Genomic DNA, 24978 nt, shown 5'->3' with positions numbered 1-24978 from the left:
ATATACTAGAAATATGACTAAAAATATTTGAAAAATAAAAATTATATAAGATAGTATTCTAATATTATTTTTTTCAAATTTTTTTTCTATTTTTAAATCATTAACACTTAAAGGTGGATTAATAGTCCAACCAGATTTTTTTTCATTAATGATTTCAATAAATGGAAATATATTCATTAAAGTAATTATTAATAATATTGTAGAAATCATTAAAATTATATTTACTATTAAATTTTTGAATTTTGTATTTAATGATCTAACAAGATAAACTCCAAAAAATAATAATATACTTAATGTAAAAATAAAGTGAATGTTGGAAATAACTAAATATGTATCATACGTATTTAGGTCAAAAGTTGATTCAGATTTAAAGCCTTCTTTTCCGAAAATTAGAAAGTAAATTAACAGAATAAAAATTATTGTCACTAGAAGCCAAATAACTTCATTTCTATTTAAAATTTTCAAGTTTTTCTATTAATATAGTTTATTACTCATAAATCACCCCAACTGCTGAGCAATCACCTTATAAAAATTATCCGGATTAAAAGGTTTAGTCACCACATCATTCATTCCAAAAGAAAGTAACATTTCACGATTTTCGTTCATCGAAATGGCTGTTAAGGCAATAATAGGAAGTTTTTTGTTGAATTCTCGGATTCGTTCGGTGGCAATCGTTCCGTTAATACCGGGAAGATGCACATCCATCAATACCAAATCGTAGCTATTGTTGCGAATCATTTCAATGGCTTCTTCGCCATTATCAATCAATTCGCAGACAATTTCTTTGTTTTCAAGCATTTTTTTGGTAATCATCTGGTTGATTTTATTGTCTTCGACAATCAATACTTTTTTGTTTGCAAAAATATTTTCGTTGTATTGTTTTCGAACTTCTTCAAATGTTTGTTGGCCCAATTCAAAATCAACATCAAATGAAAAAGTAGAACCAATTCCTTCTGCACTGGTTAGCTTAATTTCGCCGCCCAACAGATTAACCAGTCGTTTTACAATAGCTAATCCTAAGCCGGTGCCGCCATATTTACGGTTTATTTCAACAGAACCTTGTGAAAAACTTTCAAAGATTGTACTTTGTTTTTCAAGCGGAATCCCAATTCCCGTATCTGCAATTTCAAAATGAATAGTGGAAATGTTATTTTCGTTTTTCAACATTTTAGCCGAAACATTTACTTTACCGTTTTTTGTAAACTTCAACGCATTATTAATCAGGTTGATAAAAATTTGAGAAAGTTTTGTGGGGTCGCCTATCAGGTTATCCGGAATTGAGGTGTCAAGTTCTAATTCAAAATCATTATTGTTTTTACTTGCAAGATCTTTAAACGAATAGTGTAAATCGCTCAATAATTGTTTGACATTCACATTTATGCTTTCAATTTCGATGTTTTCACTTTCCACCCGGTTGATTTCTAAAATATCATTGATGAAAGTCAGCAAATAATCTCCCGAGAATTTGAGTGAAGTGAGGTATTGCAATTGCGATTTCTTAGGGTTTTCTTCAATCAACAAATGTGTAATTCCATTGATTGCATTCAATGGTGTTCGCAATTCATGACTCACGGTAGATAAAAATTCCGCTCGGGCTTTGGATGCTTTTTCTGCCTTTTCTTTGGCTAACAAAAGTTCCTGGTTTTTTTCCTGAAGTAACTTATTGGATTGGCTTCTGATAATGTTATTTTTGTATAAGGATAAACTCAATAACGAAAGAATTGAAATCAATGCAATACTTAAAATACTAATTAATTTTGAGAATTTATTGGCTCGTTGTTGTTCTTTGTTTTCACGGTCCATTTGTTCAATTGACTTTAAACGCTCGGCTTCTTTAAAACTCAAAAAATCTTCTGTTCCAATTCTTTTACTGTTTAGATCTTGAATACTATCTCTGATCTGAAGATGAAGTTTCATGTATTTAAATGAATTTTCAACATCGATTACTTTTTCATGAACTTCACTTAATGTTCGTGCAATCTTTGCTTTAAGTTCAAGATTTTTATTTTTGGAACTTAAGTCAAGAGCTTTATTTAAATAATTCAAAGCTAAATTATAGCGATTGTCATCAGCTTCAATAAGCCCAATATTGTATAATGCTTCCGCTTTAGTTTTGAAATGGTCTTCTTCGTCGTGATTTACGACAATTGTATTTAAAATAGACAATGCCAATTGGTTTTCACCTTTTGCCCGATAAACTATACCTTTTTGTAAATTTATCATTTTTGTGGCTTCGGGAATATCAATTATTTCATAGATTTTTTCAGCTTCTTTAAAATAATATTCCGCCTTAGAATATTCTTTTTTGTCTACATAACACAACCCTAAATTATAAAAAGTATAGGCCTGATTGGAAGATGGTTTTTGTTTATTATATAAGGAAATACTTTTGTTATAGGTTTGAATGGCATCGGAATATTTTTTTAATTCAAAATAGACATTTCCAAGAAATGAGTAGGCATCCGCTTGAGCTTGATAATCTTGATTGGTTTCAGCAAATTCAATAGCCTTTTGAATGTAGTCTTGAGAACTTCGGTAGTTGTTATTTTTTTTATGAAAATTAGCTAATTCAATAAAATAGTTAGTACTGTCTAAAACTTCTACGTTTTTGATAGAAGAATTCTTTTGCGAATAAACAGAAAGAGTAAGAGAAAGTATAATTACTAAAGTAAAATATTTCATACCAAAAAATGGTTGTTTTTAATGGCATAAAATTAACTATTTATTTGAAATATACCCAATTAAGTCGATAATTCTCGATGAATAACCGATTTCGTTGTCATACCACCCCACTACTTTTACCATCTTATCAATAACTGAGGTCAATTGAGCGTCAAAAAGGCAGGAATTTGTATTGCCGATAATATCAACAGAAACAATCGGATCTTCTGTGTAAGAAAGGATACCTTTGAGATTTGTTTGGGATGCTTTTAGAAAAGCGGCATTTATTTCTTCAATCGAAACGGCTCTGGAAACATAGCACGTAATATCGGTTAACGAACCGTCTGGAACCGGAACACGTATACCGCTTCCTCCTAATTTGCCCTCTAATTTCGGGAATATTTTAGTCAACGCTTTGGCAGCTCCGGTAGTGGTTGGCACAATGGACTGTGCCGCACCACGTGCTCTTCGTAAGTCTTTGTGAGGTTGATCGTGTAAACTTTGGTCGGTAGTGTAGGAGTGAACAGTAGTGATATAGGCTTGTTCAATGCCACACAGTTCATCTATGATTTTAATCATTGGAGCTGCATTGTTAGTGGTGCAACTCGCATTGGAAATGATTTTTTCTGAGCCATCTAAAATGGATTCATTTACCCCTAAAACGACTGTTTTTATTTTGTCCTCTTCGGGTGGAGCAGAGAGGATTACTTTTTTTGCTCCGCTAGCAATATGTTGATAGGCTTCTTCATAGGTTTTGAATTTTCCGGTACTTTCTATCACAACATCAACAGGTTGCCAATTCAACTCGGAGATATTTTTTTTTCTGAAAAAGGAATATGATTTTCCATCCACAAAAATATGTTCCTCATCAAAAGTAACTTCGTTTGGCAAAACACCATGAATGCTATCGTATTTTAGTAAATGAGCCATTGTTCTCGTGTCAGCAATGTCGTTAATGGCAACTACTTCAATGCTGGGATGATTGAGTAATAATCGGAATAAATTTCGTCCGATTCGACCAAAACCGTTGATAGCTATTTTTGTTTTCAAGATTGAAGTTTCAGGTTTCAGGTTTCAGGTTTCAGGTTTCAGGTTTCAGGTTTCAGGTTTTCGGGAATTAACTTGAAACCTGAAACCTGAAACAAATTTATTAAAGTATATGTTTCTGAGCATGATAAGAAGATCTTACCAAAGCTCCACTTTCCACATGGCGGAAACCTAATTCTTTCCCGATTTCTTCGTATTTTTTGAATTGTTCCGGTGTGATGAATTCTTTTACGGGTAGATGTTTTTTACTGGGTTGAAGGTATTGTCCAATTGTCACAATATCAACATTGACAGAACGAAGGTCTTTCATGGTTTCAATCACTTCTTCCTCTGTTTCGCCTAAACCTAACATAATTCCTGATTTGGTTCTTCGGATTCCTTTTTCTTTTAAGTAGCGTAAAACTTCTAAACTTCGGTCATATTTTGCTTGAATTCGTACTTCACGTGTCAATCTGCGAACGGTTTCCATATTGTGTGAAACCACTTCCGGGTTGGCTTCTATAATTCGGTCAATATTTCTTTCTACTCCTTGAAAATCAGGTATCAATGTTTCTAGGGTAGTATTTGGATTCATTCTTCGGATGGCTAGAATGGTTTCATACCAAATGATTGACCCCATATCTTTTAAGTCATCACGATCCACACTAGTCACAACCGCATGTTTGATGTTCATGATTTTAATGGAGCGAGCCACTTTTTCAGGTTCGTCCCAATCTACTGTTTCCGGACGACCTGTTTTTACTCCACAAAATCCACACGAACGCGTACAAATGTTTCCGAGAATCATAAAGGTTGCCGTGCCTTCTCCCCAACATTCTCCCATATTCGGACAACTTCCGGAGGTGCAAATGGTGTTCAATTTATATTTATCCACCAATCCTCTGAGTTCGGTATATTTTTGTCCCGTTGGCAATTTTACTCTCAGCCATTTTGGTTTTCCAACCGGTGGTTGTACATGGTCTAAAACAGTATTCATATCCTTTTTATTGAAGTACAAAGATAACAAAAAACGAAATGGAAACCCAAGAACTCAAAAATTAGGATTTCTTTATTATTTGTTGAATCAAGTGACCTTAATCAATAAAATCTAAATCGGAATTGTGCGTTTCAGCAATGGTTAATGTGGCATAAATTCCCAGTCCAAAAACAACTGTTCCAACGATTGCAGCGGACCAAATCACTCCGTAATCCACTTTAAAAAAATCAAATCCAATGAGCATTACCGGTAATAATCCTCTCACCATATTGGGAACAGTAGTGGTAGCTGTACTTCGAATATTTGTACCAAATTGTTCTGCTGCAACCGTTACAAACATGGCCCAATATCCTGTACCTAATCCGAGCCAGCGGCAATAGAAATAATACATGTTTTCGGATTTTTGACCACTAAACAAAAGGAGTACTACACCAATAATGGTGAAAAGCATCATATATAGTATGGCTTTTTTTCGTGAATGCAAAGCATGAGAAATAAATCCACTGGCAAAATCTCCGGCAGAAATTCCAATGTAGGCCCACATGATAGCTTTTCCGGGTTGGATGGAATCAATTCCCATCACATCAGCAAATTGATTCGCCATAACAGCTAAAATTCCAATACAAAACCAAGTAGGTAAACCAATGGCAATGCATCGTAAGTATTTAATAAATCTATTTTTATTGGTGAAAAAAGAGATAAAATTCCCTTTGGAAACCTGGTTTTGATGTTGAATGTCTTTATAAATACCACTTTCCACTACACCAATCCGAAGAAGTAAAAGGGCTAAGCCCATGGCTCCACCTATAAAATAGGCAATGGTCCAACTTCCGGCTAGTTCAACTGTAAGTTGAGCGACTACCGCTCCTAACAGACCAAAACCTGCCACAATGGAAGTGCCAATTGCTCGAAGTTCTTTCGGTAAACTTTCGGCAACCAAGGTGATGCCTGCTCCTAATTCACCTGCTAAACCTACTCCGGCAATAAAGCGTAAAACAGCATACAGCATGACTTTGTCTTCTATTGGAAAATGAGGTAAAAATCCACACGCAATATTGGCTAGTGAATACACCAAAATGGAACCAAATAAAACAGAAAGTCTTCCTTTTTTGTCGCCTAGCACTCCCCAAAGAATACCGCCAACCAATAAACCGGTCATCTGAAAATTTAGTATTGTTGTTCCGTCTTGGTCAACATTCATGCCTAATTCAATAAGACTTGGTACTCGAACAATTCCGAAAAGCAATAAATCATAAATATCCACAAAATAGCCTAATGCAGCTACAATAACAGGAAGACTTAAAAGGTGTTTGAGTTTTTCAGTTCGGGTAAAAGTTGTCATTTTTTGTTTGTTGAGAAAAACAAAAATAACAAAATAGTCTTATCGTTGTTGAATGATTTCAGCAAGTAATTTTTTTGCCCGAAGTAGTTTTACTTTAACATTGCTGAGCGGTTCATCTAATTGTTCAGCAATTTCTTGGTAACTCATTTCTTGAAAGTAGCGAAGTTGAATAACTTCCTGATAATGCGGTTTTAATTCCTTGATGTATTCTAACAGGCGAGATAAGTTTTGTTCTGTAATCAATTTGTCTTCGGCAGATGGCGTGGTATCTGCTACATTATACGCTTGATGATCTTCCTCATCATTCATATCGACAAAAAGAGAAATTTTCTTTTTGCGAAGCATATCAATGTGGACGTTTTTTGCGATTGCAATCAGCCACGTATTAAATTGAAATTCAGGATTGTAATGGGCTATTTTATCAAAAGCTTTTGAAAAAGTTTCTATGGTAATATCTTCGGCATCCGTTTCATTTTCTGTTCTTTTGAGCATAAAACCATACACTTCGTTCCAATACATATCCAAAAGGGAAGTAAAGGCAACTTGGTCACCATTCGTGGCTTTTTCTATGATTTTTTTTATTTCCAATGTACCGGTTTTGAAAAAATATTGGTAAAAAATACATTCAAATGTGTAAAAATCAACGCCATTTCCATAATTGGAAACCAATAGATAACGTCTTTTTCGTTTAATTTATTGGCTGCATAACCTAAAGATGTCCAAGTAAATAAATAACGAAACAAAACAATTGGCAATACTATCATCCATTGGTATTGAAAAGCTAACAATATGATTGCCAGTATTAAAAAAGATAATTGTGAAAAGAAAAATAAAGCCAATTGGAATCGATCAAAAAACTTATAATAAGTAGCTGTTGAAACATGCCTTCTTTTTTGATCAAACCATTCTTTGAAGCTGGTTTTGGGCATGGAATAGGTGAAACTTTCTTTAGAAAAACAAACAGTTGTATTTTCGGCATTTGATGCTTGATTCACAAATAAATCATCATCACCGGAACGCAGTTTCATGTGATCAATAAATCCGTTTACACGAAAGAATTCGTCTCTTTTATAAGCCAAATTGCGTCCTACACCCATATACGGTTTACCAATTTTCGCCCATCCAAAAAATTGTGTAGCGGTTAATAACGTTTCAAAACGTATAAGTTTGTTTAAAAATGAACCGGGAATTTTTTCATAGGCACCATAGCCAAGCACAATTGTTTTTTTGAGTGTAAAGTTTGAACTCATTTCTTTGATCCATTCTTTCGAAGTAGGGTAACAATCGGCATCCGTAAACAATAAATAATCGTTTTTTGCGGCCTTAATTCCTAGAGTTAATGCAAATTTTTTGTTGCCCCAAAAAGCTTCGTTGTTTTGTACTTTCACCAATTTGATGTTGGAATACTGTTTTTCAAATTCTTCAAAAAGATCCAAAGTATTATCGGAAGACGAATCATCAATTAACACAATTTCAAATTCCGGATAATTTTGTTCAGCCAATAAGGGGACAAATTTTTTGACTTGTTCAGCTTCATTTTTGGCACAAACAATTACTGAAATAGGAATACGTTTTGGATTGCTTTTTTGAACTTTTGAAAACGAAAATTTTCCAAAAACAAGTACATAATACAGCAACTGAATGACCGTTACACCAATCAAAACATAAAACAATATGTCCAACATAATGTATCTTTAAATTTTAAGAATGAGAGGGTTCTGAACAATCTTTCATTTGTTCAGGTGTTTTGCCACAAAAACTGCAGTTTTCACCATCTTTATTTAAAAACGGACTTTGGCTCGCACACGTTCCGGCAAATTTCCCGTCTTTTTTTGCCCAAATTTTAATGGCTATTCCGGCGAAAGCAATGGCTAGTAATCCGATGCTAAGGAGAATCAATTTCATTGTACAATTGAATTTTTTTTCTACCGCAAAGGTACAAAAAAGAGTTTGTTTAACAGTTTGAATTTGGATAATTTTAAATAATATTCACCTCTGCTTCAATTGCAATTCCGTAGGTATCTAAAATCGTTTTTTGAATGGTTTTGGAAACTTCTAAAATTTCCTGACCGGTTGCATGACCATAATTTACTAAAACCAAGGCTTGATGTTTATGAATTCCGGCATCGCCAAATCGTTTTCCTTTAAATCCGGCTTGTTCAATGAGCCATCCGGCAGGGACTTTCACTTCGGTTTCCGACACAACATAATGAGGAATGTCGGGAAATTTTTGTTGAATTTTTTCAAAATCACTTTTCAAAATCACCGGATTTTTGAAGAAACTTCCACTGTTTCCTAGTTCTTTAGGATTTGGGAGTTTACTTTGTCTAATGGCGATGACAGCGTTACTTACGTCTTTCAAACTTGGGTTTTTGATGTGTTGTTTTTCCAATTCCGCTTCAATCGCTCCGTAGGAAGTGTTGAGTATATGGTTGCGTTTGGTTAGTTTAAAAACAACGGAAGTAATAACAAATTCGTCTTTTATTTCATTTTTAAAAATACTTTCTCGATAACCGAATTTGCATTTTTCATTGGTAAACACCAGCAATTCTTGCGTTTCAATATGAATGGCTTCACATAAAACGAAGGTATCTTTAATTTCTACACCATATGCACCGATATTTTGAATAGGCGTGGTGCCTACATTTCCGGGTATGAGCGAAAGGTTTTCTAAACCACCAAAATTTTGATCAATGGTCCACAATACAAATTCATGCCAGTTTTCGCCGGCTTGACTTTCAACCCAAACAAAATCGTCGTTTTCATCAATAATTTTTTTACCTTTTAAATCCAAATGAATAACCAAAGCATCAATGTCTTGTGTAAGTAACATGTTGCTACCGCCACCTAAAATAAATTTTTTAGAAGTTGGTTTTTGTTGCAGAATTTCAATTAATTCGTCGGAGGAATGAACAGAAACAAATTCTTTAGCTTTGGCTTCAATACCAAAAGTATTATAATTTTTTAACGAAAAATTGGTGTGGATTTGCATGACGGAAAGTTATTCAACTGTTTCTAAAGCTCTGTTTAAAAATTCATTTAAAGGTTTTAAGACAATGAGTTTTTGCGTGATTTTTTTAGCAAAATCTTTATCGGAAAACAACTCATCGTCGATTTTTTGAGTGGCGGTATAGCTTTTCAATTTTAAGAATTCGATGGCGGGATGATTAGGATCGTAATCTTTAGGTGCTTTTTTCAGCATATTGGTTTCATCACGGTCTAAAGCTCCAAATTCTTTTTTGAAAGTGGCATTGGATGTAGTTTTTTCCAAATCTTCGTAAAAAAAAGCAATTTCTTTCCGCACTTTTTTCAACTCTTCGGCTTCCGGACAATACAATCCACCGGCAATAAAACTGCTTCCTTTTTCGTAATGAATATAGTATCCGGGAGAATTTTTAATATTTTTATTGGTTGAAAGCCAGATGCCCATATTACTTTTATATGGCGATTTATCTTTAGAGAAACGAATGTCTCGATTGATTCTGAAGGTGCAGTTTTTTATCTCTAAATTGGCTAATGATGGGTCTAAAGGTTTCATTTCCTGTAGAATTTCAGCAATGATGTTTTGGTATTCTTTTTTAAAAAGTTCGTATCGCTTCTTATTTTCGTGAAACCATTCTTTGTTATTATTGTTTTTTAAATCTTCTATAAATTGGAGTGCTTCTTTTCGTGCCATTTTAGCTCTGTTTGGGTAAAGGTTTTTATCTTTTACAATAGTTTGGTAAAGATATTAATTTACAAATGAAAAAGTTTATAACTCTGATGGGTTGATTTTACAATTTTCTCAGTTCGTTCCGGATGTGTATCTGAAATAAATAATTGCCCGAATTCATCTTCGTTCACCATTTCTACAATTTTTCCGACCCTGGTTTCGTCTAGTTTGTCAAAAATATCATCCAATAATAGAATAGGTTTTTGACCGCTTTGTTTTTTTAGGAATTCAAACTGAGCCAATTTCAAGGCAATTAAAAATGATTTTTGCTGGCCTTGCGAACCAAATTTTTTAATTGGATGACCCGAAATTTCAAAGGACAAATCGTCTTTGTGTATGCCAACGCTCGTGTATTGCAACGCCCTGTCTTTTGCTAAATTTTCGTCTAAAAGTGTTTGTAGGTTTTTTTCGAAAAGATGACTTTCATAAACCAATTGAACTTCTTCAGCCGAATTGGTAATCGTTTGATGATGTTTGTTGAAAATGGGCAGAAATTCTATTATGAATTCTTTTCTTTTTTCAAATATCGACTGACCCAACTCGTTTAATTGTTCGTTGTAAATTTGCAAAGTATCTTTTTCAAAAACCTGATTTAAAGCGAAATATTTTAACAAAGCATTGCGTTGAACAATTATTTTTTGGTAGTGAATTAATTGGTTTAAATAAACCGAATTCAATTGTGAAATTACGCTATCCATGAATTTTCGGCGGGTTTCACTTCCTTCAATAATTAAATCCGTGTCGGCGGGAGAAATAATGACTAGCGGAATAAAACCGAGATGTTCCGAGAATTTGTCATATACTTTACCGTTTCTTTTTAATACTTTTTTTAGTCCTTTTTTTACGCTGCAAACAATTTGTTCGTTACGTTCGTTTTTTTCAAATTCTCCGTCAATTACAAAAAAATCTTCCCCATGCTTGATATTTTGTATTGCCGTGGGGTTAAAATAGCTTTTTCCATAAGCCAAATGGTAGATTGCATCCAATACATTGGTTTTTCCTACGCCGTTTTTTCCCACAAAGCAATTGATTTTGCTGTCGAACTCAAATTGAGTTTCAGAAAAATTTTTATAATTAAAAAGTGAAATGTGTTTTAAAAACAAGGTGAATAGGTTTATACGTTAACGTAAATCATAATTTTAGCACTGCAAAAATAAACTGTTTTAAAGGAATTAATGCGGTTTAAATGTGAAGTGACAAAAATTATTCAAAAATATCCAAAAAAATGACTTTTAAATATGAATAAAAATTTTATTTTTGCGGCTCATTAAATTAAATATAAATGGCAACATACAATAAAAGAGGCTTTAAAGCACCTAAACCAAAAGAAGTAGTAGATGATATTGAAGAGAATGTAGATATTGATGTTCAAGACAGTACTACGGCAGAAGTTTTCAATACGTTAGACGTTGGAGCTTCTAAAGCAGAGGAGTGGGTAGTGAGAAATCAAAAGTATATTTTTGGTATCGTTGGAGCTATCGCTTTGGTTACAGTTGGTTTCCTTTTGTATCAAAAATTTGTTGTTGAACCAAAACAATTAGAAGCAGCAGATGAAATGTTTGTGGCTCAACAAAATTTTCAAAAAGCAATTGACGCCACAACCGGTCAAGATAGTTTATTTAATTTGGCATTAAACGGAGCAGAAGGAAAATACGGTTTTATTAAAATCGCAGAGGAATATTCTGGAACTGATGCCGGAAATCTAGCGAATTACTATGCCGGAATTGCTTATTTAAATACCGGAAAAAATACGGAAGCAATTACTTATTTAGACAAATTTTCTTCGAATGATATGATTTTAAGCACTTTGGCCAAAGGAGCTATAGGTGATGCTTTTGCTCAAAAAAATCAATTGAAAGAAGCGTTGGATTATTACGTAAAAGCAGCTGAAATGAATGAAAACGATCTAACGACTCCTCGATTTTTATTGAAAGCCGGTCAAACGGCCTATACTTTAGGACAAAAAGCGGATGCATTGAACTATTTTACAGAAATTAAAGAAAAATATCAATCGGCTCCAGAAGCCAGAAACATCGATGGTTTAATCGGAATGGCTCAATAAATATGGCAACCGAAAATAAAAATTTATCACAATACGATAAAAATACACTCCCAAACGTTAGTCAACTTTCGTTTGGGATTGTTGTTTCAGAGTGGAATGAAACCATAACAGAAGGTCTTTTTCAAGGAGCATTAGATACACTTTTGGATTGCAAGGTGAGTCCTGAAAACATCATTCGATGGAATGTGCCCGGTAGTTTCGAATTGATTTACGGTTGTAAAAAAATGATGGATAAATTTCCAAATTTAGCCGGAATTATTGCCATAGGAAGTGTGATTCAAGGTGAAACCAAACATTTTGATTTTGTATGTGAAGGCGTCACACACGGCATCAAAGATTTGAATATATTAGGAAAAATACCTGTTATTTTTTGTGTACTCACCGATAATAATATGCAACAATCTCTTGACAGAAGTGGCGGAAAGCATGGTAATAAAGGCGTAGAAGCTGCTGTAGCGGCGATTAAAATGACCGCTTATTAAATCCGGTATACCATTATAATTTGTAACTAACTTCGTTTTATTTTGTTTTTTAGCTAAAAACTAACAAAACTTTCACACGGTTATATTTTCTAGTCTTTTTAGAATTCATTAACTTTGAATGATAATACTGAAACATGCTCAAAAGATCGTTATTCAAGTTGCCTAAAAACAAAAGTTTTAATTATACTCCTCGCTATTATGAAGGAAAGGAGCAGGGTAATCTGTATGATTTTGATTCAAAGTTTCATAAAAATCGCGATACGGTCAATTACAACGACTATCGTTCACATTGGAATGAGGCACGAAGTGAAAGCCGTCATCGCGGAAACAGAGAGATAAATTTCCGACTTATCGCCATCGTTTTAGTATTAGTGTTATTATTTTTATTTGTTATCGATTTCGATTTATCCATATTTAGAAGATAATGTCGAGTGTCATTCAATTACTTCCCGATCACGTAGCTAACCAAATTGCCGCCGGAGAGGTCGTTCAGCGACCTGCTTCTGTGGTCAAAGAATTATTGGAAAATGCCGTGGATGCTAAGGCAACCGATATTAAATTGATTGTGAAAGATGCCGGTCGCTCACTCATTCAAGTAATTGATAACGGTTTGGGTATGAATGTAATTGATGCCCGAATGTGTTTTGAACGGCATGCTACCTCCAAAATTCGACATGCTGAAGATTTATTTTCGCTATACACAAAAGGGTTTAGGGGAGAAGCTTTGGCTTCTATTGCCGCGATTGCTCACGTTGAGTTAAAAACAAAACAAGAGCAAGACGAGTTAGGGACTCACATTATTATTGAAGGAAGTAAGTTTATTTCGCAAGATCCTTCGGTTTTGCCAAAAGGAACTTCTTTTGCGGTTAAGAATTTGTTTTTCAATATTCCTGCCCGACGAAATTTTCTTAAATCGGAAACGGTTGAACATCGACACATTGTTGACGAATTTCAGCGAGTTGCATTAGCACATCCTACTATTCATTTTACGTTTATTCACAATGGTGGCGAATTGTTTAATCTGCCTTCTTCCAATTTACGCCAGCGAATTGTTAATCTTTTTGCAGGTAAAACCAATGAAAAATTAGTCCCTATTTCAGAGGAAACCGAAATCGTGAAAGTGCAAGGATTTGTTTCTAAACCTGAGTTTTCAAAAAAAAATCGCAACGAACAATTCTTTTTTGTCAATAACCGGTATATCAAAAGTGGTTATTTGCATCATGCGGTCATGGCGGCTTATGAAGGTTTACTGAAAGACGGTATGCAACCCGGCTATTTTATCTATTTGGATGTACCACCCAATACCATCGATATCAATATTCATCCTACCAAAACCGAGATTAAATTTGACGATGAGCATTCACTTTATGCGATTTTACGTTCCACTGTGAAACACAGTTTAGGTCAATTTAATGTGGCTCCGGTCTTGGATTTTGAGCGTGATCCAAATTTGGATACTCCGTATCATTATCAAGAAAAAGATGCTTCGGTACCATTGATTCAAGTGGATTCAAATTTTAATCCTTTTGCACAAGATAAACCAACAAAATCTTTTTCAGGTTCAGGTTTTCGAGAGAGAAAAACGGAAACTACTAATTGGGAAAGTTTATATATAGGTTTAAAAAATGACACGCAAGAGATTGAACAAATCACGTTTGAACATGACGCTGTGACGAGTTCGCTATTTAATGACAATGAGATTGAAGATAGCAAAAACAGAACGTATCAAATACACAAAAAATATATTGTCAGTTCAATTAAATCGGGTATGATGGTCATCGATCAGCAGCGGGCTCATCAGCGGATTTTGTATGAACAGTATTTAAAAAATATTACGATTCAACAAGCGTCGAGTCAGCATTTGTTGTTTCCTCTTGAGTTATTTTTTTCGGTGAACGAAATAGAATTAATAAGAGATTTAAAAATGTCTTTGGAAAGCACCGGATTCGTTTTTGATACAATTGAAAATGATAAAATAACTATTTCCGGAATTCCAGTTTCTGTTACAGAAAGTGAAGTCGCTATTGTGTTGGAGGAATTGATGAACGATTTACAAAACGGCATACCGGACAGTAGTTTTAGCTTAAACGACAGTATTGCCAAGTCGATGGGCAGAAGTTTAGCGGTGCGAACCGGAACTTTTTTAACTGAAAAAGAACAGGAAAATATTGTAAATGGTTTATTTGCCTGCAAAGAGCCGGATATTTCGCCTTTTAATAAACCCACTTTCATCACGATTAGCGTGGATGATTTAGATAAAAAATTTGCGATATGATGCGAATGACCGAAACAGTAAAGCAATTAGTGATCATCAATGTACTTTTTTACATTGGTGCAAACACGATTGCACCTGCGGCAAATGATTTGCTATCAATTCATTTTCCTTTAAGTAATGAATTTGGATGGTGGCAACCTATCACGCATATGTTTATGCATGCTGAACTACCCAATTTAATGCATATTTTCTTTAATATGTTTGGTTTGGTTATGTTCGGTTCGGCCTTAGAGCATTTTTGGGGATGGAAAAAGTTTCTTTTCTTTTACATTTCCTGTGGTTTAGGTGCTGCTTTAATTCATATGGGAATGGAGTATTATCAATTTCAAAAAGTTTTAGAATCAGCGGCTGATTTACAGCTTTCTTCCGAAACTATTAATCAAATAATTAATGTTCCGTTTCGAGAAGGAAGTGTATATAAAGGTGAATTATTAGCTGAAAATATTAAACCAATTTTAGATCCACTCGGAAAGTATCAACTGTTGAATGATGTAAACTTTAAAGCACTATTTGATGCTGCTATCATTGCAGATGGGAGAGCGGTAGGAGCTTCCGGTGCATTATATGGAATTTTAGTTGCCTTTGCATTTATGTTTCCTAACGCAGAATTAATGATGATTTTTATTCCAATTCCAATCAAAGCTAAGTATTTTGTACCGGTATTGGTTTTAGGAGATTTGTTTATGGGAATTAGCGGTAACTCTATTTTTGGCGGTGGCGGAATAGCTCATTTTGCTCACGTAGGCGGTGCTGTAACTGGATTTTTGATGATGTGGTTTTGGAAGAAAAATCAGTTTAATCATAAACGGTGGGATTAGTGAAGTAATTGATAAAAGGTGGTAGTATGAGTATCTTAAAAGATTTAAAACAGCAGTATTTGATGGGTGGCGTAACTGAAAAGTTAATCTACTGGAACATTGGTTTATTTGCAATTCCAATGATTTTCAGTGGAATTTTGTTTTTGTTTGGGATAAATTTTAATTATATTCACTATGTTAGTTTATCATCGAATCCAATGGATTTATTGTGGAAGCCATGGTCAATTCTTTTCTATGCTTTTTTTCATGCCGGCATTTTTCATATTTTATTTAATTTAATCATTCTCCATTTTGTCGGGCGTTTGTTTATGACATTTTTTACTCAAAAGCAATTGTTGAGTTTGTATATGACGGGAGCTATATTTGCCGGTTTGATTTACCTGCTAAGTTATTTAATTTTTCCGGCTTTAATAAATCAAAATGCCCAGATGGTAGGTGCATCCGGTGCAATTATGGCTGTTTTATTTGCTGTTGCGGCTTATGCACCTTATATGGAAGTAAGATTATTATTGATTGGAAATGTAAAAATTTGGCATATCGCCTTTTTTTATTTGGTAGTGGATTTAATTAGCCTTCCTTTTTCCAATGTCGGCGGACATATTGCTCATTTGGGTGGTGCTTTGTTTGGCTATTTGTATAGTACACAACTTAAAAATGGAAGCGATATCACAAAACCGTTTACTTCTTTTGTAGATGGTTTAGTAAATATTTTTAGAGGAAGTAAATCTACTCCCTTTAAAAAAGTACATAAAAATGAATCCTATTCCAAACCGAAACCTGCTCCTAAAGATAAAACACAACAACAAATTGATGAGATTTTAGACAAAATCAGTAAATCAGGTTATGATAGTTTGACGAAGGAAGAGAAAGAGTTTTTGTTTAAGGCAGGGAAGCGTTAGAGGGTTGAAAGTTTCAGGTTTCAGGTTTCAGGTTTCAGGTTTCAGGTTTGTTAGTTCTTGAAAGTTTGTTTGAATTCTGCCCCCGATTGCAGCGGAAAGCATTTTGAAGGATTGGTGGACATTTTTCTTGCCAGAAAATTGCGACCTTGGGAGCACATTTTTTGGTTTAGAAAATGCCAACAAGACAAAAAATCTTGGAGTGGAAAGCGGGATAAGGCACATATTTAGTATTGATTTAAGATTGATGATTTTCGATTTTTGAATGGTTAACAGAAGTAAATGAAAAAACTGGGTTGGTTTAATAAAGTCATATTTTTTTTGAATATAGTGCTTACTGTATTGACTTTCGTTGCTTATATTTTACCTTTTTTGGCTCCTAAACTGTTCCCGATACTTTCAGTTTTAACGCTTTTTTTACCATTAATGTTGATTTTAAATTTAATATTTTTTGGTTATTGGGTCATTCAGTTTAAGCGACAAATGTTATTGTCAGGGATTGTTTTGTTGCTCGGAATTACGTTTATTACTAAGTTTTATAAATTATCTGAAACGAATACACCCATTGAAGAAGACGATTTTATTGTAATGAGTTACAATGTTCGGTTGTTTAACTTGTATGATTGGATTGACCGAGACGTGAGTTTGTCTATTTCAGATTTTATAAAGGAACAAACTCCGGATGTTTTGTGTGTTCAGGAATTTTCTAATCAAAATAATGTTGATTTTAGAGTTTACAAACATAAATACGTTTTTATAGAAGGAAAGAACACAAAACTTGGTCAGGCAATATTTTCTAAATATCCGATAGTAAATCAGGGTGTTATTCCGTTTCCAAATTCTACCAACAATGCCATTTATGCGGATATTAAACGCGGAAAAGACACCATTCGAGTGTATAGTATCCACTTACAGTCGATTAAAATCACACCGGATGTTCATGAAATTGATGAAAATATTCAAGGTGTTTCGCAAGATAAATCCAAACGTATGTTTCGTAGAATGAGTAGTTCGTTTACTTCGCAACAGAAGCAAGCAGAAATAATTAAAAAGCACAAATCAGATTGTTCCTATCCACTTATTATTTGTGGAGATTTAAACAATAGTCCGTTTTCCTTTGTTTACCGAAGTGTAAAGGGCGATTTGAATGATGCATTTGAAGAGGCCGGTTCCGGATTTGGATCAACGTATAACTTTAAATATTTTCCTGCACGGATTGATTATATTTTTACCGATAAAAAGTTTGAAGTCAAACAGTTTAGTTCGTTTCCGAATTTTAAAAATTCAGACCATTTTCCGATTGTTGCCCGATTGGCTTTTGAAAAAGAAAAATAGATTATAGTTGTTGATTTCTCAAATAGTCAAGGGCATATCTACCTTCGTTAAAAAGAAGATCTAAAACACTTAAATTATTGATAAAACCGTGTTTTTCTCCGAATACTTGTGTATAGGGTTCACATAGTGTAGTGTCTTTTTTTCCATTGGCAAACAAACGAAAATCCTTGCAATCACTCACTTCGTGAAAATATTCAATTGTTTTTTCAGGTGTTATGGAAATGCCAAGACAATGATTGAGTAGTTCAAAAATTTCTAAATTCAAATCCATTAGAAAAGTATGTTTTTTTTGAAATAGAGGAGCTAAATCGTCTTCAAAATATTCAAAAAAAGGGGAAGTGCGGTAGGCCGCTTCTAACGATTTGAAATGTTGTTTTTGCCAATTGAATTCCGGTTCAATTTTAACGTCTTTGTATTTTTGATGTGCTATTTTATTGTGTTTGATAGGAATGTTAAGGAGTTGAATTCCGTTAGGACTGTAAATATACATCCTATTGCGATTGGTTTGTTTTTGGAAATTGTCCTCCCATTCAAACACAACTTGTTCGGCTTGCACCATCGCAGCATAATGACTAATAGACGGAAAATAGGTTGGATGAATAAGAACTTTCATTTCTAAGAATCAGCATTTTTTTTCTTTCTTTTTCGATAGAAATCAAATCCAAACCATCCGGCAAGAAGAATAGCAAAATAAATGAAATAAGAAACCGGTTCGCCACTTCCACCCACAGTTGTAAACAATCTATTCCAACGTATTTTATCAATTGCTTTGCTCCAAGGAATATTTTGATCTAAACTCATCCAAATAAATACCGGTTTTCCCACGATGTGATCGGCAGGAACATAACCCCAATAACGGCTGTCTTCTGAGTTATGGCGGTTATCACCCATCATCCAGTAATAATCCATTTTGAAGGTATAGTTTTTAACAACTTTTCCATTGATACGAATTTCATCCCCGTTTACTTGTAAATCATTTTTTTCATAATCGGTGATGATCATTTTGTAAAAGGGTAATGTTTCGCTATTTAAAACAACAGTTTTTCCGGCTTGAGGGATGTAAATTGGCCCAAAATTGTCGGTATTCCAATTTGGTTTTGTATGAGGAAACATCAATAAATCACCTTCTTTTTCTTCAATTTTAGTAACTTTTTTAACAATGGGGTTGTTTTTTAATCGTTTAGCATTTTCATCGGTTAATGCTTTAAAATAGTATTCATTTTGAGCAATTTGACCAAAAGGATCCGTGATTTGAAGCTCATGAATTAAATAGTCATTGTTAAAAGTAGAGCCATTCGTTTCAACCGTATAGGAGTATTGTAATTTTTGACGATCATGTAATAAAAGCAATTTTCCATTCACATAAACGTCACCATTTTTAATCTGTAAACTATCCCCCGGAGTTCCTAAGCAGCGTTTTACGTAGTTAGATTTTTTATCTATTGGCTTGTCAACTCTTTTGCCGGATTTATCTCTAAATTTATAAACCGTATCAATGGGCCAGTTAAACACGACAATATCATTTTTTTCAATTGATTCAATACCGGGAAAACGGAAGGAAGGTAGCTGAGGCCAACTTAAATAAGATTTTGTACCAACCAAAGGAATAGAATCATGCACCATTGGTAAACCAACTGCAGTTGTAGGAGTTCTGGCTCCGTAATGAAATTTACTAACAAAAAGAAAATCACCAACTAATAATGATTTTTCTAAGGAAGAGGTTGGAATCACAAACGGTTGCATGACATAAGTGTGAACCGTTGTTGCCACTACAATTGCAAATAGAATTGAACTTATAAAGTCAGCTGTGGCATTTTTTGGGTGTAACGAACGTTCTTTTATGTGCGTTACATCTTGTGTATAATTGACATAATAGATATACAACCCAAAAGTTACAACTCCCAAAATGGTGTCCATTTGCGAATTTTTACCGAAACTTCTCAAGGTTTCAACCCAAATAACAGGAAACATAATTAAGTTGACGATTGGAATAAATAACAAAAAAGTGTACCACCAGGGGCGGTTTATTATTTTCATTAAAACAAAGGCATTATAAACAGGAACAGCAGCTTCCCACGATTTTCTACCTGCTTTTTGATATAATTTCCAAGTTCCTAAATAGTGTACAATTTGTAACACTAAAAAGAATATAAACCACTGATATAATGTCATTTTTATGTTGTATTAATTTCGTTTTTGTTAATATATTAAAGACAGATTCTAAATTAGTTGTCAAAAATATAAAACGTTACCAATTTAACGTTTATTTATGTTGTTTTATCATGCTTATTTTAAATCTAAAACATCTTTCATCGTAAAGACTCCTTTTTTATCTATAATCCATTCGGCGGCAATCACAGCACCAAAAGCAAATCCATCTCGGTTGTGAGCGGTATGTTTAATTTCTATAGTATCAACTTCTGATTGATAGAAAATGCTGTGCGTTCCGGGTACAGCATCAATTCGTTTCACGTCAATAAACACATCATCTGCATTAGGATTTTCGATACTCCAATTGTTTTTGTCGGTATGATTGATGATTGAATTGGCTAAAGAAATTGCTGTTCCACTGGGTTTATCTAATTTTTGTGTATGATGAATTTCTTCCATCGAAACGTTATATTGATTGAATTTTGCCATCATTTTGGCCAAATAATCATTCAATTCAAAAAATATATTTACGCCTAAACTAAAGTTTGAACCATAAATAAAAGCAGCGTTTTTTTCTTTGCAAAGATTCACCATTTTATGATAATCTTGAAGCCATCCGGTTGTTCCTGAAACTACCGGTATTCCGTTTTCCAAACAAGTGGAGATATTGTTTACAGCAGAATCAGGCACACTGAAATCAATTGCAACATCAGCTTTTTCTAAGCCTTCATAGGAATCCGAACTTGTTTTTCGCAACACGATTTCATGATCACGTTGCATAGCAATTTGTTCGATTACCTTACCCATTTTTCCGTATCCTAACAGTGCAATTTTCATTAAAATCTGTAATTCAAGGTTATTCCGATGTTGTATTTGTAATCAATTTCATTTCGACTGAAGTCTGGAGCAAGCGATAAATTATCGTTGACATTAAACTGCATTAGATGGGCATCTACATTGGCATCTATTATATTCAGGACATAAAATCCAATCATGACCGCAGTAGAAATATCCCGATTACGTTCAAAAGTTCGTTGGGCATTTATTAAAACCGCATCAGAATAAACTCCGAAATAACGATCATCTGTATAACCTTCTAAACGTCTTTTGTAGATGTTTCTGAATTCCTTATATTTTTTGTTGTTATCATTATAAAAATAATAACCGATGGCTAAACCGCCATAAACTATAGGCACTTTCCAGTATTTTTTATTGTATACTTGTCCTAAACCCGGAATGACCGCTGAATAAAAAGCCGCTTTAGCTGGAGTTAGCGGGTCAATGGGTTTGTAAGAGGTAGAGTCATTAGCAATTGTAACATCTTCAAACTGAACTTGGGCTAAGGCAGTATTTATTCCTAAAAGGAAAAAAGAAAAAAGTATGATTCTAGCAACCACCACTATCCTTTGATTAAAGCAATAATCCGTTGAAAATCAGCTTCAGATTTAAATGGAATGGTTATTTTCCCCTTTCCTTTGGCATCAATTTTCACGTCAATTTTTGTCCCTAAGGCAGTTCCGATTTCTTTTTTATCTGCATCAGAAATGACAAAAGCAGAAGCCGTTTTTGCCGCTTTTCCGGATTTTGGTTTTAAACCTTCCTGATAATTTTTCACCAAGGTTTCAGTATCCCTAACAGAAAGATTCTGACTAATGATTTTGTGGTAAATGTCTGATTGAGCATCTTCGTCTTCAATATTAATCAACGCACGACCGTGACCCATCGAAATAAATCCATCCCGAATTCCGGTTTGAATAATAGGGTCTAATTTTAATAAACGAAGGTAATTGGCTATAGTCGAACGTTTTTTACCCACTTTTTCGCTCATTTGTTCTTGTGTTAACTGAATTTCATCAATTAAGCGTTGATACGAAAGTGCAATTTCAATTGGGTCTAAATCATGACGTTGAATGTTTTCCACCAACGCCATCACGAGCGACTCGTTATCGTTGGCAATTCTGATATATGAAGGAATAACAGTTAAACCGGCCATTTTAGAAGCACGAAGTCTTCGTTCACCCGAAATTAACTGGTATTTGTTGAATTCTAATTTTCTAACAGTAATCGGTTGAATGACACCCAATTCTTTGATAGACGAAGCTAATTCCTGAAGTGTTTCCTCATTGAAATTACTTCTCGGTTGAAACGGATTTATTTCAATGGCCTCAATGTCAAGCTCAATAATATTCCCAACCACTTTGTCGGCATTTTTATCATTAACCGATTTAATGTCGTTTTCGGGGTCTTTCAATAAAGCCGATAATCCTCTTCCTAAGGCTTGTTTTTTTGTGGCTTGTGTCATAAAATCCTAACTATTTTTTTTGATAATTTCTTCTGCTAAACTCAAATAATTGTTGGCACCTTTGCTGGTTGCATCAAAATTAATGATGCTTTCGCCAAAACTTGGAGCTTCACTCAATTTTACATTTCGTTGAATGATGGTTTTAAAAACCATATCGTTGAAATGTTTTTGTACTTCTTCCACCACTTGGTTCGATAAACGTAAACGGGAATCGTACATGGTTAATAATAAACCTTCAATATCCAAATCCGGATTATGTAATTTTTGAACACTTTTGATGGTGTTCAATAATTTACCTAATCCTTCTAAAGCAAAATATTCGCATTGAATCGGAATGACCACACTGTCAGCGGCGGTTAACGCATTTAACGTCAACAAACCTAATGAAGGAGCACAGTCAATTAAAATATAATCATATTGATCTTTGATAGAAGCCAACGCCTCTTTCAACATGTATTCCCGATTTTCTTTATCTACCAATTCAATTTCAATGGCCACCAAATCAATATGTGCCGGAATAACATCTACGTTAGGTGCAGAACATTTCACAACGGCCTCTTTTGGCGTATTACTGTGTTCCAATACTTGATAGGAGCCAATAGAAACGGTATCCACATCAATGCCTAACCCAGAGCTGGCATTCGCCTGAGGGTCAGCATCAATTAGTAATACTTTTTTTTCTAACACACCTAATGAGGCGGCTAAATTCACTGTAGTAGTGGTTTTTCCAACGCCTCCTTTTTGATTCGCAATTGCAATAATTTTGCCCATTGATTCGATTAAATTTGAGCCGTAAAATTACGATTATTTATGGGTTTTTCAAGTTCAAGTTGTTAACAAATGTTAATAGTTTTAAGCACAATTATTTAGCTTTCAACAAACGATTTACTTACTTTTTTTCGCTTTAATCATGGCTTCCAACATGTCCCACATTTGTTCCGGAATTTCTTCTAACAAATTGAATTGTCCCGCTCCTTTTAGCCATTCACCTCCATCAATGGTAATCACATCTCCATTAATGTAGGCTGAAAAATCAGAAACTAAATAAGCGGCCAAGTTGGCTAATTCCTGATGGTCGCCTACGCGTTTAAGAGGAACTTTTTTTGCCATATCAAATTTTTCGGCTAGATCTCCCGGTAACAACCTATCCCACGCACCTTTGGTTGGGAATGGTCCGGGAGCAATGGCATTACTTCGGATGCCATATTTCGCCCATTCTACAGCTAAACTTCTTGTCATAGCCAAAACGCCTGCTTTTGCGGTGGCACTCGGTACTACATAACCGGAGCCAGTCCAAGCATAAGTCGTCACAATATTTAAAATCACTGAACTTTCTTGTTTGGAATCAATCCAATGTTTTCCGAAAGCTAAAGTGCAGTTTTTGGTTCCTTTTAGTACAATATCAATGATCGTATCGAACGCATTGGCTGATAATCGTTCAGTAGGAGAGATGAAATTTCCGGCTGCATTGTTTAGTAAAACATCTACTTTTCCGAAGGTTTTTATCACTTCATCATGCATGGCTTCTACTTGCTCGTAGTGACGAACATCGCATTGCAATGGTAAACATTTTCCTCCCGTTTCTTTTTCTAATTCGGCTGCGGTGGTTTTTAATTTGTCTAAATCTCTCGAGGTAATGGCGACTTTTGCACCTAACTCTAAAAAGTATTTAGTCATCGCTTTTCCAAGTCCGCTACCGCCACCAGTTACCACAATTACTTTGCCTTCTAAGGCATTATCGCGAAGCATTTTTGCTGAAAAATTCATATTCTTTTGTTATAAGTGTTGTTAATCCAAATTTTAAAAATGGGGTCAATAAATTCTGTTTTTTTTTCAAAAACGTCTATAATTTCTTTTTGAACGAGTGCTTCTTTTGAACGGTTTACGCTTGCGGAAGAACTTAAATTATATTTTTTTATTGTTTTTTTACTACTCAATTCTTTTTCATCTGCCGCCAAGGCTTTCAAAAGATTGAGTTGTAGATTGGAGAGTCCATCAACTTCTCTGCTGAAAAACAGTTCATATTGAAGCAGAAGCTTTGCTAATCCGTTTTCAATATCCTCTTTTGTACAGGTTTTGTTAACTTCTAACCAAACCGCATTTGCTAATTGTTGCACAAAATACGAATGATTTTCCACTTTTTCAGTCAAAAATTCTGCTAATTCTTTTGAAATTTTTTTTTTGGTAGATTTGAATTTTTCAATGATGTATTCTTGCCAGTGGTTCGTCTCTATTTTTGAAAGTAAAATTACCTCACCAAATTTGTAAAATGGCATGGATTTATTTTCAAAAAGTTCAGTCATCATGTGCCGTTTACTACCATACAAAATATAACTGCAATTTTGATGTTTTTGCCAACTTGCTCTTGCTTTTTTCTGAAAACTTAATGGATCATCAAAAAAAGAAAGGTTTTGAAACTCATCTAAACAAATAACCAATTGAATGTTTTTTGTTTTAGAAATAACTTCCGGTAAATCTAAAATTTCTTGTTGATTTTTTGAAATGTTTTCCCAGTCAAATGACAGTGAGAACTCTTGATTTGGGTCTAAACCAAAACTAAATTTAGGGATTATTTGCTTGAAAAATAATTTTGCGTTTTCAACACGCTCATCCCATTTTGAATAACTTGCTTTTAAAATTTCAGTTGCAAAATAGTTGTAAAATTCTTCCTCATTTCTAACGTTGTATAAATCGATAAAGCAAAATTTGATTTTTTTTTCGTCTTTTGCCATGCTTCGGGCAATTTTTGAAACCAACGACGACTTACCCCAACGTCTGGGTGAGATAAGTGTAAGATTAATTTTTGATGTAATGTTTCTCTTTAAAAATTCTATTTCACGGGTTCTGTTGACAAAAAAATCATCATCAATTATTTTTCCGTATTTGAATGGTAAGTTCATTTTTAATGAATTGTATAAC

The 24978-nt window shown here is 34.2% G+C and carries 25 protein-coding genes; 7 read left to right on the top strand and 18 right to left on the bottom strand.

All coding sequences use genetic code 11. The annotated features are described in order from the left end of the window. Positions 1 to 498: 498 nt before the first annotated feature. The 10 genes from EQG68_RS13035 to recF all read right to left on the bottom strand — a co-directional run bounded on the left by EQG68_RS13035 (position 499) and on the right by recF (position 10841). On the bottom strand, positions 499 to 2682 hold the full coding sequence (locus EQG68_RS13035; RefSeq protein ID WP_129465330.1) for a tetratricopeptide repeat-containing hybrid sensor histidine kinase/response regulator: 2184 nt from the start codon (positions 2680 to 2682) through the stop codon (positions 499 to 501). Between the two features lie 36 nt (positions 2683 to 2718). Then, positions 2719 to 3711 (bottom strand): type I glyceraldehyde-3-phosphate dehydrogenase, encoded by a 993-nt coding sequence (gap, locus tag EQG68_RS13030; RefSeq protein ID WP_129465329.1) that lies wholly within the window; start codon positions 3709 to 3711, stop codon positions 2719 to 2721. A gap of 100 nt (positions 3712 to 3811) precedes the next feature. Beyond that, complete coding sequence (gene lipA / locus EQG68_RS13025) at positions 3812 to 4684, bottom strand: lipoyl synthase (RefSeq protein WP_129465328.1); 873 nt, start codon at positions 4682 to 4684, stop codon at positions 3812 to 3814. Positions 4685 to 4781: 97 nt separating this feature from the next. Next, complete coding sequence (locus EQG68_RS13020) at positions 4782 to 6026, bottom strand: MFS transporter (protein ID WP_129465327.1); 1245 nt, start codon at positions 6024 to 6026, stop codon at positions 4782 to 4784. A 39-nt stretch (positions 6027 to 6065) separates the two neighbouring features. Further along, entirely contained in the window at positions 6066 to 6614 is a 549-nt protein-coding gene (locus tag EQG68_RS13015) for an RNA polymerase sigma factor (protein WP_129465326.1), read from the bottom strand. Next, complete coding sequence (locus EQG68_RS13010; protein WP_129465325.1) at positions 6605 to 7711, bottom strand: glycosyltransferase; 1107 nt, start codon at positions 7709 to 7711, stop codon at positions 6605 to 6607. Before EQG68_RS13010 ends, EQG68_RS13015 begins: the two co-directional genes overlap by 10 nt. Positions 7712 to 7727: 16 nt before the next feature. After that, entirely contained in the window at positions 7728 to 7931 is a 204-nt protein-coding gene (locus EQG68_RS13005; protein ID WP_129465324.1) for a membrane or secreted protein, read from the bottom strand. 73 nt (positions 7932 to 8004) lie between these two features. Continuing rightward, positions 8005 to 9018, bottom strand: a complete 1014-nt coding sequence (gene murB / locus EQG68_RS13000) for a UDP-N-acetylmuramate dehydrogenase (protein ID WP_129465323.1) — start codon at positions 9016 to 9018, stop codon at positions 8005 to 8007. A 9-nt stretch (positions 9019 to 9027) separates the two neighbouring features. Next, positions 9028 to 9702 (bottom strand): DUF2461 domain-containing protein, encoded by a 675-nt coding sequence (locus tag EQG68_RS12995; RefSeq protein WP_129465322.1) that lies wholly within the window; start codon positions 9700 to 9702, stop codon positions 9028 to 9030. A 59-nt stretch (positions 9703 to 9761) separates the two neighbouring features. Next, positions 9762 to 10841, bottom strand: coding sequence for a DNA replication/repair protein RecF (gene recF / locus EQG68_RS12990; protein ID WP_129465321.1), 1080 nt, complete (start codon positions 10839 to 10841; stop codon positions 9762 to 9764). Between the two features lie 179 nt (positions 10842 to 11020). Here recF and EQG68_RS12985 point away from each other — a divergent pair, with 179 nt between their 5' ends. The 7 genes from EQG68_RS12985 to EQG68_RS12955 all read left to right on the top strand — a co-directional run bounded on the left by EQG68_RS12985 (position 11021) and on the right by EQG68_RS12955 (position 17606). Continuing rightward, positions 11021 to 11800 (top strand): tetratricopeptide repeat protein, encoded by a 780-nt coding sequence (locus EQG68_RS12985; protein WP_129465320.1) that lies wholly within the window; start codon positions 11021 to 11023, stop codon positions 11798 to 11800. A gap of 2 nt (positions 11801 to 11802) precedes the next feature. Beyond that, entirely contained in the window at positions 11803 to 12282 is a 480-nt protein-coding gene (gene ribH / locus EQG68_RS12980; RefSeq protein ID WP_129465319.1) for a 6,7-dimethyl-8-ribityllumazine synthase, read from the top strand. Between the two features lie 134 nt (positions 12283 to 12416). Next, positions 12417 to 12707: a hypothetical protein gene (locus EQG68_RS12975; RefSeq protein ID WP_129465318.1), complete on the top strand. Its 291-nt coding sequence runs from the start codon at positions 12417 to 12419 to the stop codon at positions 12705 to 12707. Continuing rightward, positions 12707 to 14557 (top strand): DNA mismatch repair endonuclease MutL, encoded by a 1851-nt coding sequence (gene mutL / locus EQG68_RS12970; RefSeq protein ID WP_129465317.1) that lies wholly within the window; start codon positions 12707 to 12709, stop codon positions 14555 to 14557. Before EQG68_RS12975 ends, mutL begins: the two co-directional genes overlap by 1 nt. Beyond that, positions 14554 to 15375, top strand: coding sequence for a rhomboid family intramembrane serine protease (locus EQG68_RS12965; protein WP_129465316.1), 822 nt, complete (start codon positions 14554 to 14556; stop codon positions 15373 to 15375). Before mutL ends, EQG68_RS12965 begins: the two co-directional genes overlap by 4 nt. Before the next feature lie 26 nt (positions 15376 to 15401). Next, entirely contained in the window at positions 15402 to 16274 is an 873-nt protein-coding gene (locus EQG68_RS12960) for a rhomboid family protein (RefSeq protein ID WP_129465315.1), read from the top strand. 279 nt (positions 16275 to 16553) lie between these two features. Further along, entirely contained in the window at positions 16554 to 17606 is a 1053-nt protein-coding gene (locus EQG68_RS12955; RefSeq protein ID WP_129465314.1) for an endonuclease/exonuclease/phosphatase family protein, read from the top strand. Position 17607: 1 nt separating this feature from the next. On the opposite strand, the gene EQG68_RS12950 is transcribed toward EQG68_RS12955, so the two are convergent. The 8 genes from EQG68_RS12950 to EQG68_RS12915 all read right to left on the bottom strand — a co-directional run bounded on the left by EQG68_RS12950 (position 17608) and on the right by EQG68_RS12915 (position 24959). Then, on the bottom strand, positions 17608 to 18219 hold the full coding sequence (locus EQG68_RS12950; protein ID WP_129465313.1) for a WbqC family protein: 612 nt from the start codon (positions 18217 to 18219) through the stop codon (positions 17608 to 17610). A gap of 2 nt (positions 18220 to 18221) precedes the next feature. Further along, positions 18222 to 19778 (bottom strand): signal peptidase I, encoded by a 1557-nt coding sequence (gene lepB / locus EQG68_RS12945; protein ID WP_129465312.1) that lies wholly within the window; start codon positions 19776 to 19778, stop codon positions 18222 to 18224. Positions 19779 to 19892: 114 nt separating this feature from the next. Beyond that, entirely contained in the window at positions 19893 to 20594 is a 702-nt protein-coding gene (gene dapB / locus EQG68_RS12940) for a 4-hydroxy-tetrahydrodipicolinate reductase (RefSeq protein ID WP_129465311.1), read from the bottom strand. Further along, positions 20594 to 21157 carry a DUF5683 domain-containing protein gene (locus tag EQG68_RS12935; protein WP_317125525.1) on the bottom strand — a complete coding sequence of 188 codons (564 nt, stop codon included), beginning with the start codon at positions 21155 to 21157 and terminating at the stop codon, positions 20594 to 20596. Before EQG68_RS12935 ends, dapB begins: the two co-directional genes overlap by 1 nt. Beyond that, the gene (locus EQG68_RS12930) at positions 21157 to 22059 is read right to left on the bottom strand and encodes a ParB/RepB/Spo0J family partition protein (RefSeq protein ID WP_129465309.1); all 903 of its coding nucleotides are present in this window, start codon (positions 22057 to 22059) and stop codon (positions 21157 to 21159) included. Before EQG68_RS12930 ends, EQG68_RS12935 begins: the two co-directional genes overlap by 1 nt. Before the next feature lie 6 nt (positions 22060 to 22065). Continuing rightward, positions 22066 to 22830 carry a ParA family protein gene (locus EQG68_RS12925; RefSeq protein WP_129465308.1) on the bottom strand — a complete coding sequence of 255 codons (765 nt, stop codon included), beginning with the start codon at positions 22828 to 22830 and terminating at the stop codon, positions 22066 to 22068. Positions 22831 to 22944: 114 nt separating this feature from the next. Next, the gene (locus EQG68_RS12920) at positions 22945 to 23826 is read right to left on the bottom strand and encodes an SDR family oxidoreductase (RefSeq protein ID WP_129465307.1); all 882 of its coding nucleotides are present in this window, start codon (positions 23824 to 23826) and stop codon (positions 22945 to 22947) included. Beyond that, positions 23823 to 24959 carry an AAA family ATPase gene (locus tag EQG68_RS12915; protein ID WP_129465306.1) on the bottom strand — a complete coding sequence of 379 codons (1137 nt, stop codon included), beginning with the start codon at positions 24957 to 24959 and terminating at the stop codon, positions 23823 to 23825. The genes EQG68_RS12920 and EQG68_RS12915 overlap by 4 nt, the downstream gene beginning before the upstream one ends. Positions 24960 to 24978: the final 19 nt, after the last annotated feature.

It is taken from the genome of Flavobacterium piscinae (assembly GCF_004122145.1).
Classification (GTDB): Bacteria; Bacteroidota; Bacteroidia; order Flavobacteriales; family Flavobacteriaceae; genus Flavobacterium; species Flavobacterium piscinae.
The sequence above is the reverse complement of the archived record's forward strand: the minus strand, read 5'-3'. Positions and strand labels throughout refer to the sequence as shown.

What these genes read in the sequence shown, in the direction of transcription:
- EQG68_RS12950 (WP_129465313.1), bottom strand. Translation starts at nt 18,219, where the DNA reads ATGAAAGTTCTTATTCATCCAACCTATTTTCCGTCTATTAGTCATTAT.
- mutL (WP_129465317.1), top strand. Translation starts at nt 12,707, where the DNA reads ATGTCGAGTGTCATTCAATTACTTCCCGATCACGTAGCTAACCAAATT.
- EQG68_RS12960 (WP_129465315.1), top strand. Translation starts at nt 15,402, where the DNA reads ATGAGTATCTTAAAAGATTTAAAACAGCAGTATTTGATGGGTGGCGTA.
- ribH (WP_129465319.1), top strand. Translation starts at nt 11,803, where the DNA reads ATGGCAACCGAAAATAAAAATTTATCACAATACGATAAAAATACACTC.
- lipA (WP_129465328.1), bottom strand. Translation starts at nt 4,684, where the DNA reads ATGAATACTGTTTTAGACCATGTACAACCACCGGTTGGAAAACCAAAA.
- murB (WP_129465323.1), bottom strand. Translation starts at nt 9,018, where the DNA reads ATGCAAATCCACACCAATTTTTCGTTAAAAAATTATAATACTTTTGGT.
- lepB (WP_129465312.1), bottom strand. Translation starts at nt 19,778, where the DNA reads ATGACATTATATCAGTGGTTTATATTCTTTTTAGTGTTACAAATTGTA.
- EQG68_RS12915 (WP_129465306.1), bottom strand. Translation starts at nt 24,959, where the DNA reads ATGAACTTACCATTCAAATACGGAAAAATAATTGATGATGATTTTTTT.
- EQG68_RS12930 (WP_129465309.1), bottom strand. Translation starts at nt 22,059, where the DNA reads ATGACACAAGCCACAAAAAAACAAGCCTTAGGAAGAGGATTATCGGCT.
- EQG68_RS12995 (WP_129465322.1), bottom strand. Translation starts at nt 9,702, where the DNA reads ATGGCACGAAAAGAAGCACTCCAATTTATAGAAGATTTAAAAAACAAT.
- EQG68_RS12955 (WP_129465314.1), top strand. Translation starts at nt 16,554, where the DNA reads ATGAAAAAACTGGGTTGGTTTAATAAAGTCATATTTTTTTTGAATATA.
- EQG68_RS12975 (WP_129465318.1), top strand. Translation starts at nt 12,417, where the DNA reads ATGCTCAAAAGATCGTTATTCAAGTTGCCTAAAAACAAAAGTTTTAAT.
- EQG68_RS12965 (WP_129465316.1), top strand. Translation starts at nt 14,554, where the DNA reads ATGATGCGAATGACCGAAACAGTAAAGCAATTAGTGATCATCAATGTA.
- EQG68_RS13010 (WP_129465325.1), bottom strand. Translation starts at nt 7,711, where the DNA reads ATGTTGGACATATTGTTTTATGTTTTGATTGGTGTAACGGTCATTCAG.
- EQG68_RS13020 (WP_129465327.1), bottom strand. Translation starts at nt 6,026, where the DNA reads ATGACAACTTTTACCCGAACTGAAAAACTCAAACACCTTTTAAGTCTT.
- EQG68_RS12985 (WP_129465320.1), top strand. Translation starts at nt 11,021, where the DNA reads ATGGCAACATACAATAAAAGAGGCTTTAAAGCACCTAAACCAAAAGAA.
- EQG68_RS12925 (WP_129465308.1), bottom strand. Translation starts at nt 22,830, where the DNA reads ATGGGCAAAATTATTGCAATTGCGAATCAAAAAGGAGGCGTTGGAAAA.
- EQG68_RS12920 (WP_129465307.1), bottom strand. Translation starts at nt 23,826, where the DNA reads ATGAATTTTTCAGCAAAAATGCTTCGCGATAATGCCTTAGAAGGCAAA.
- EQG68_RS13005 (WP_129465324.1), bottom strand. Translation starts at nt 7,931, where the DNA reads ATGAAATTGATTCTCCTTAGCATCGGATTACTAGCCATTGCTTTCGCC.
- EQG68_RS13035 (WP_129465330.1), bottom strand. Translation starts at nt 2,682, where the DNA reads ATGAAATATTTTACTTTAGTAATTATACTTTCTCTTACTCTTTCTGTT.
- dapB (WP_129465311.1), bottom strand. Translation starts at nt 20,594, where the DNA reads ATGAAAATTGCACTGTTAGGATACGGAAAAATGGGTAAGGTAATCGAA.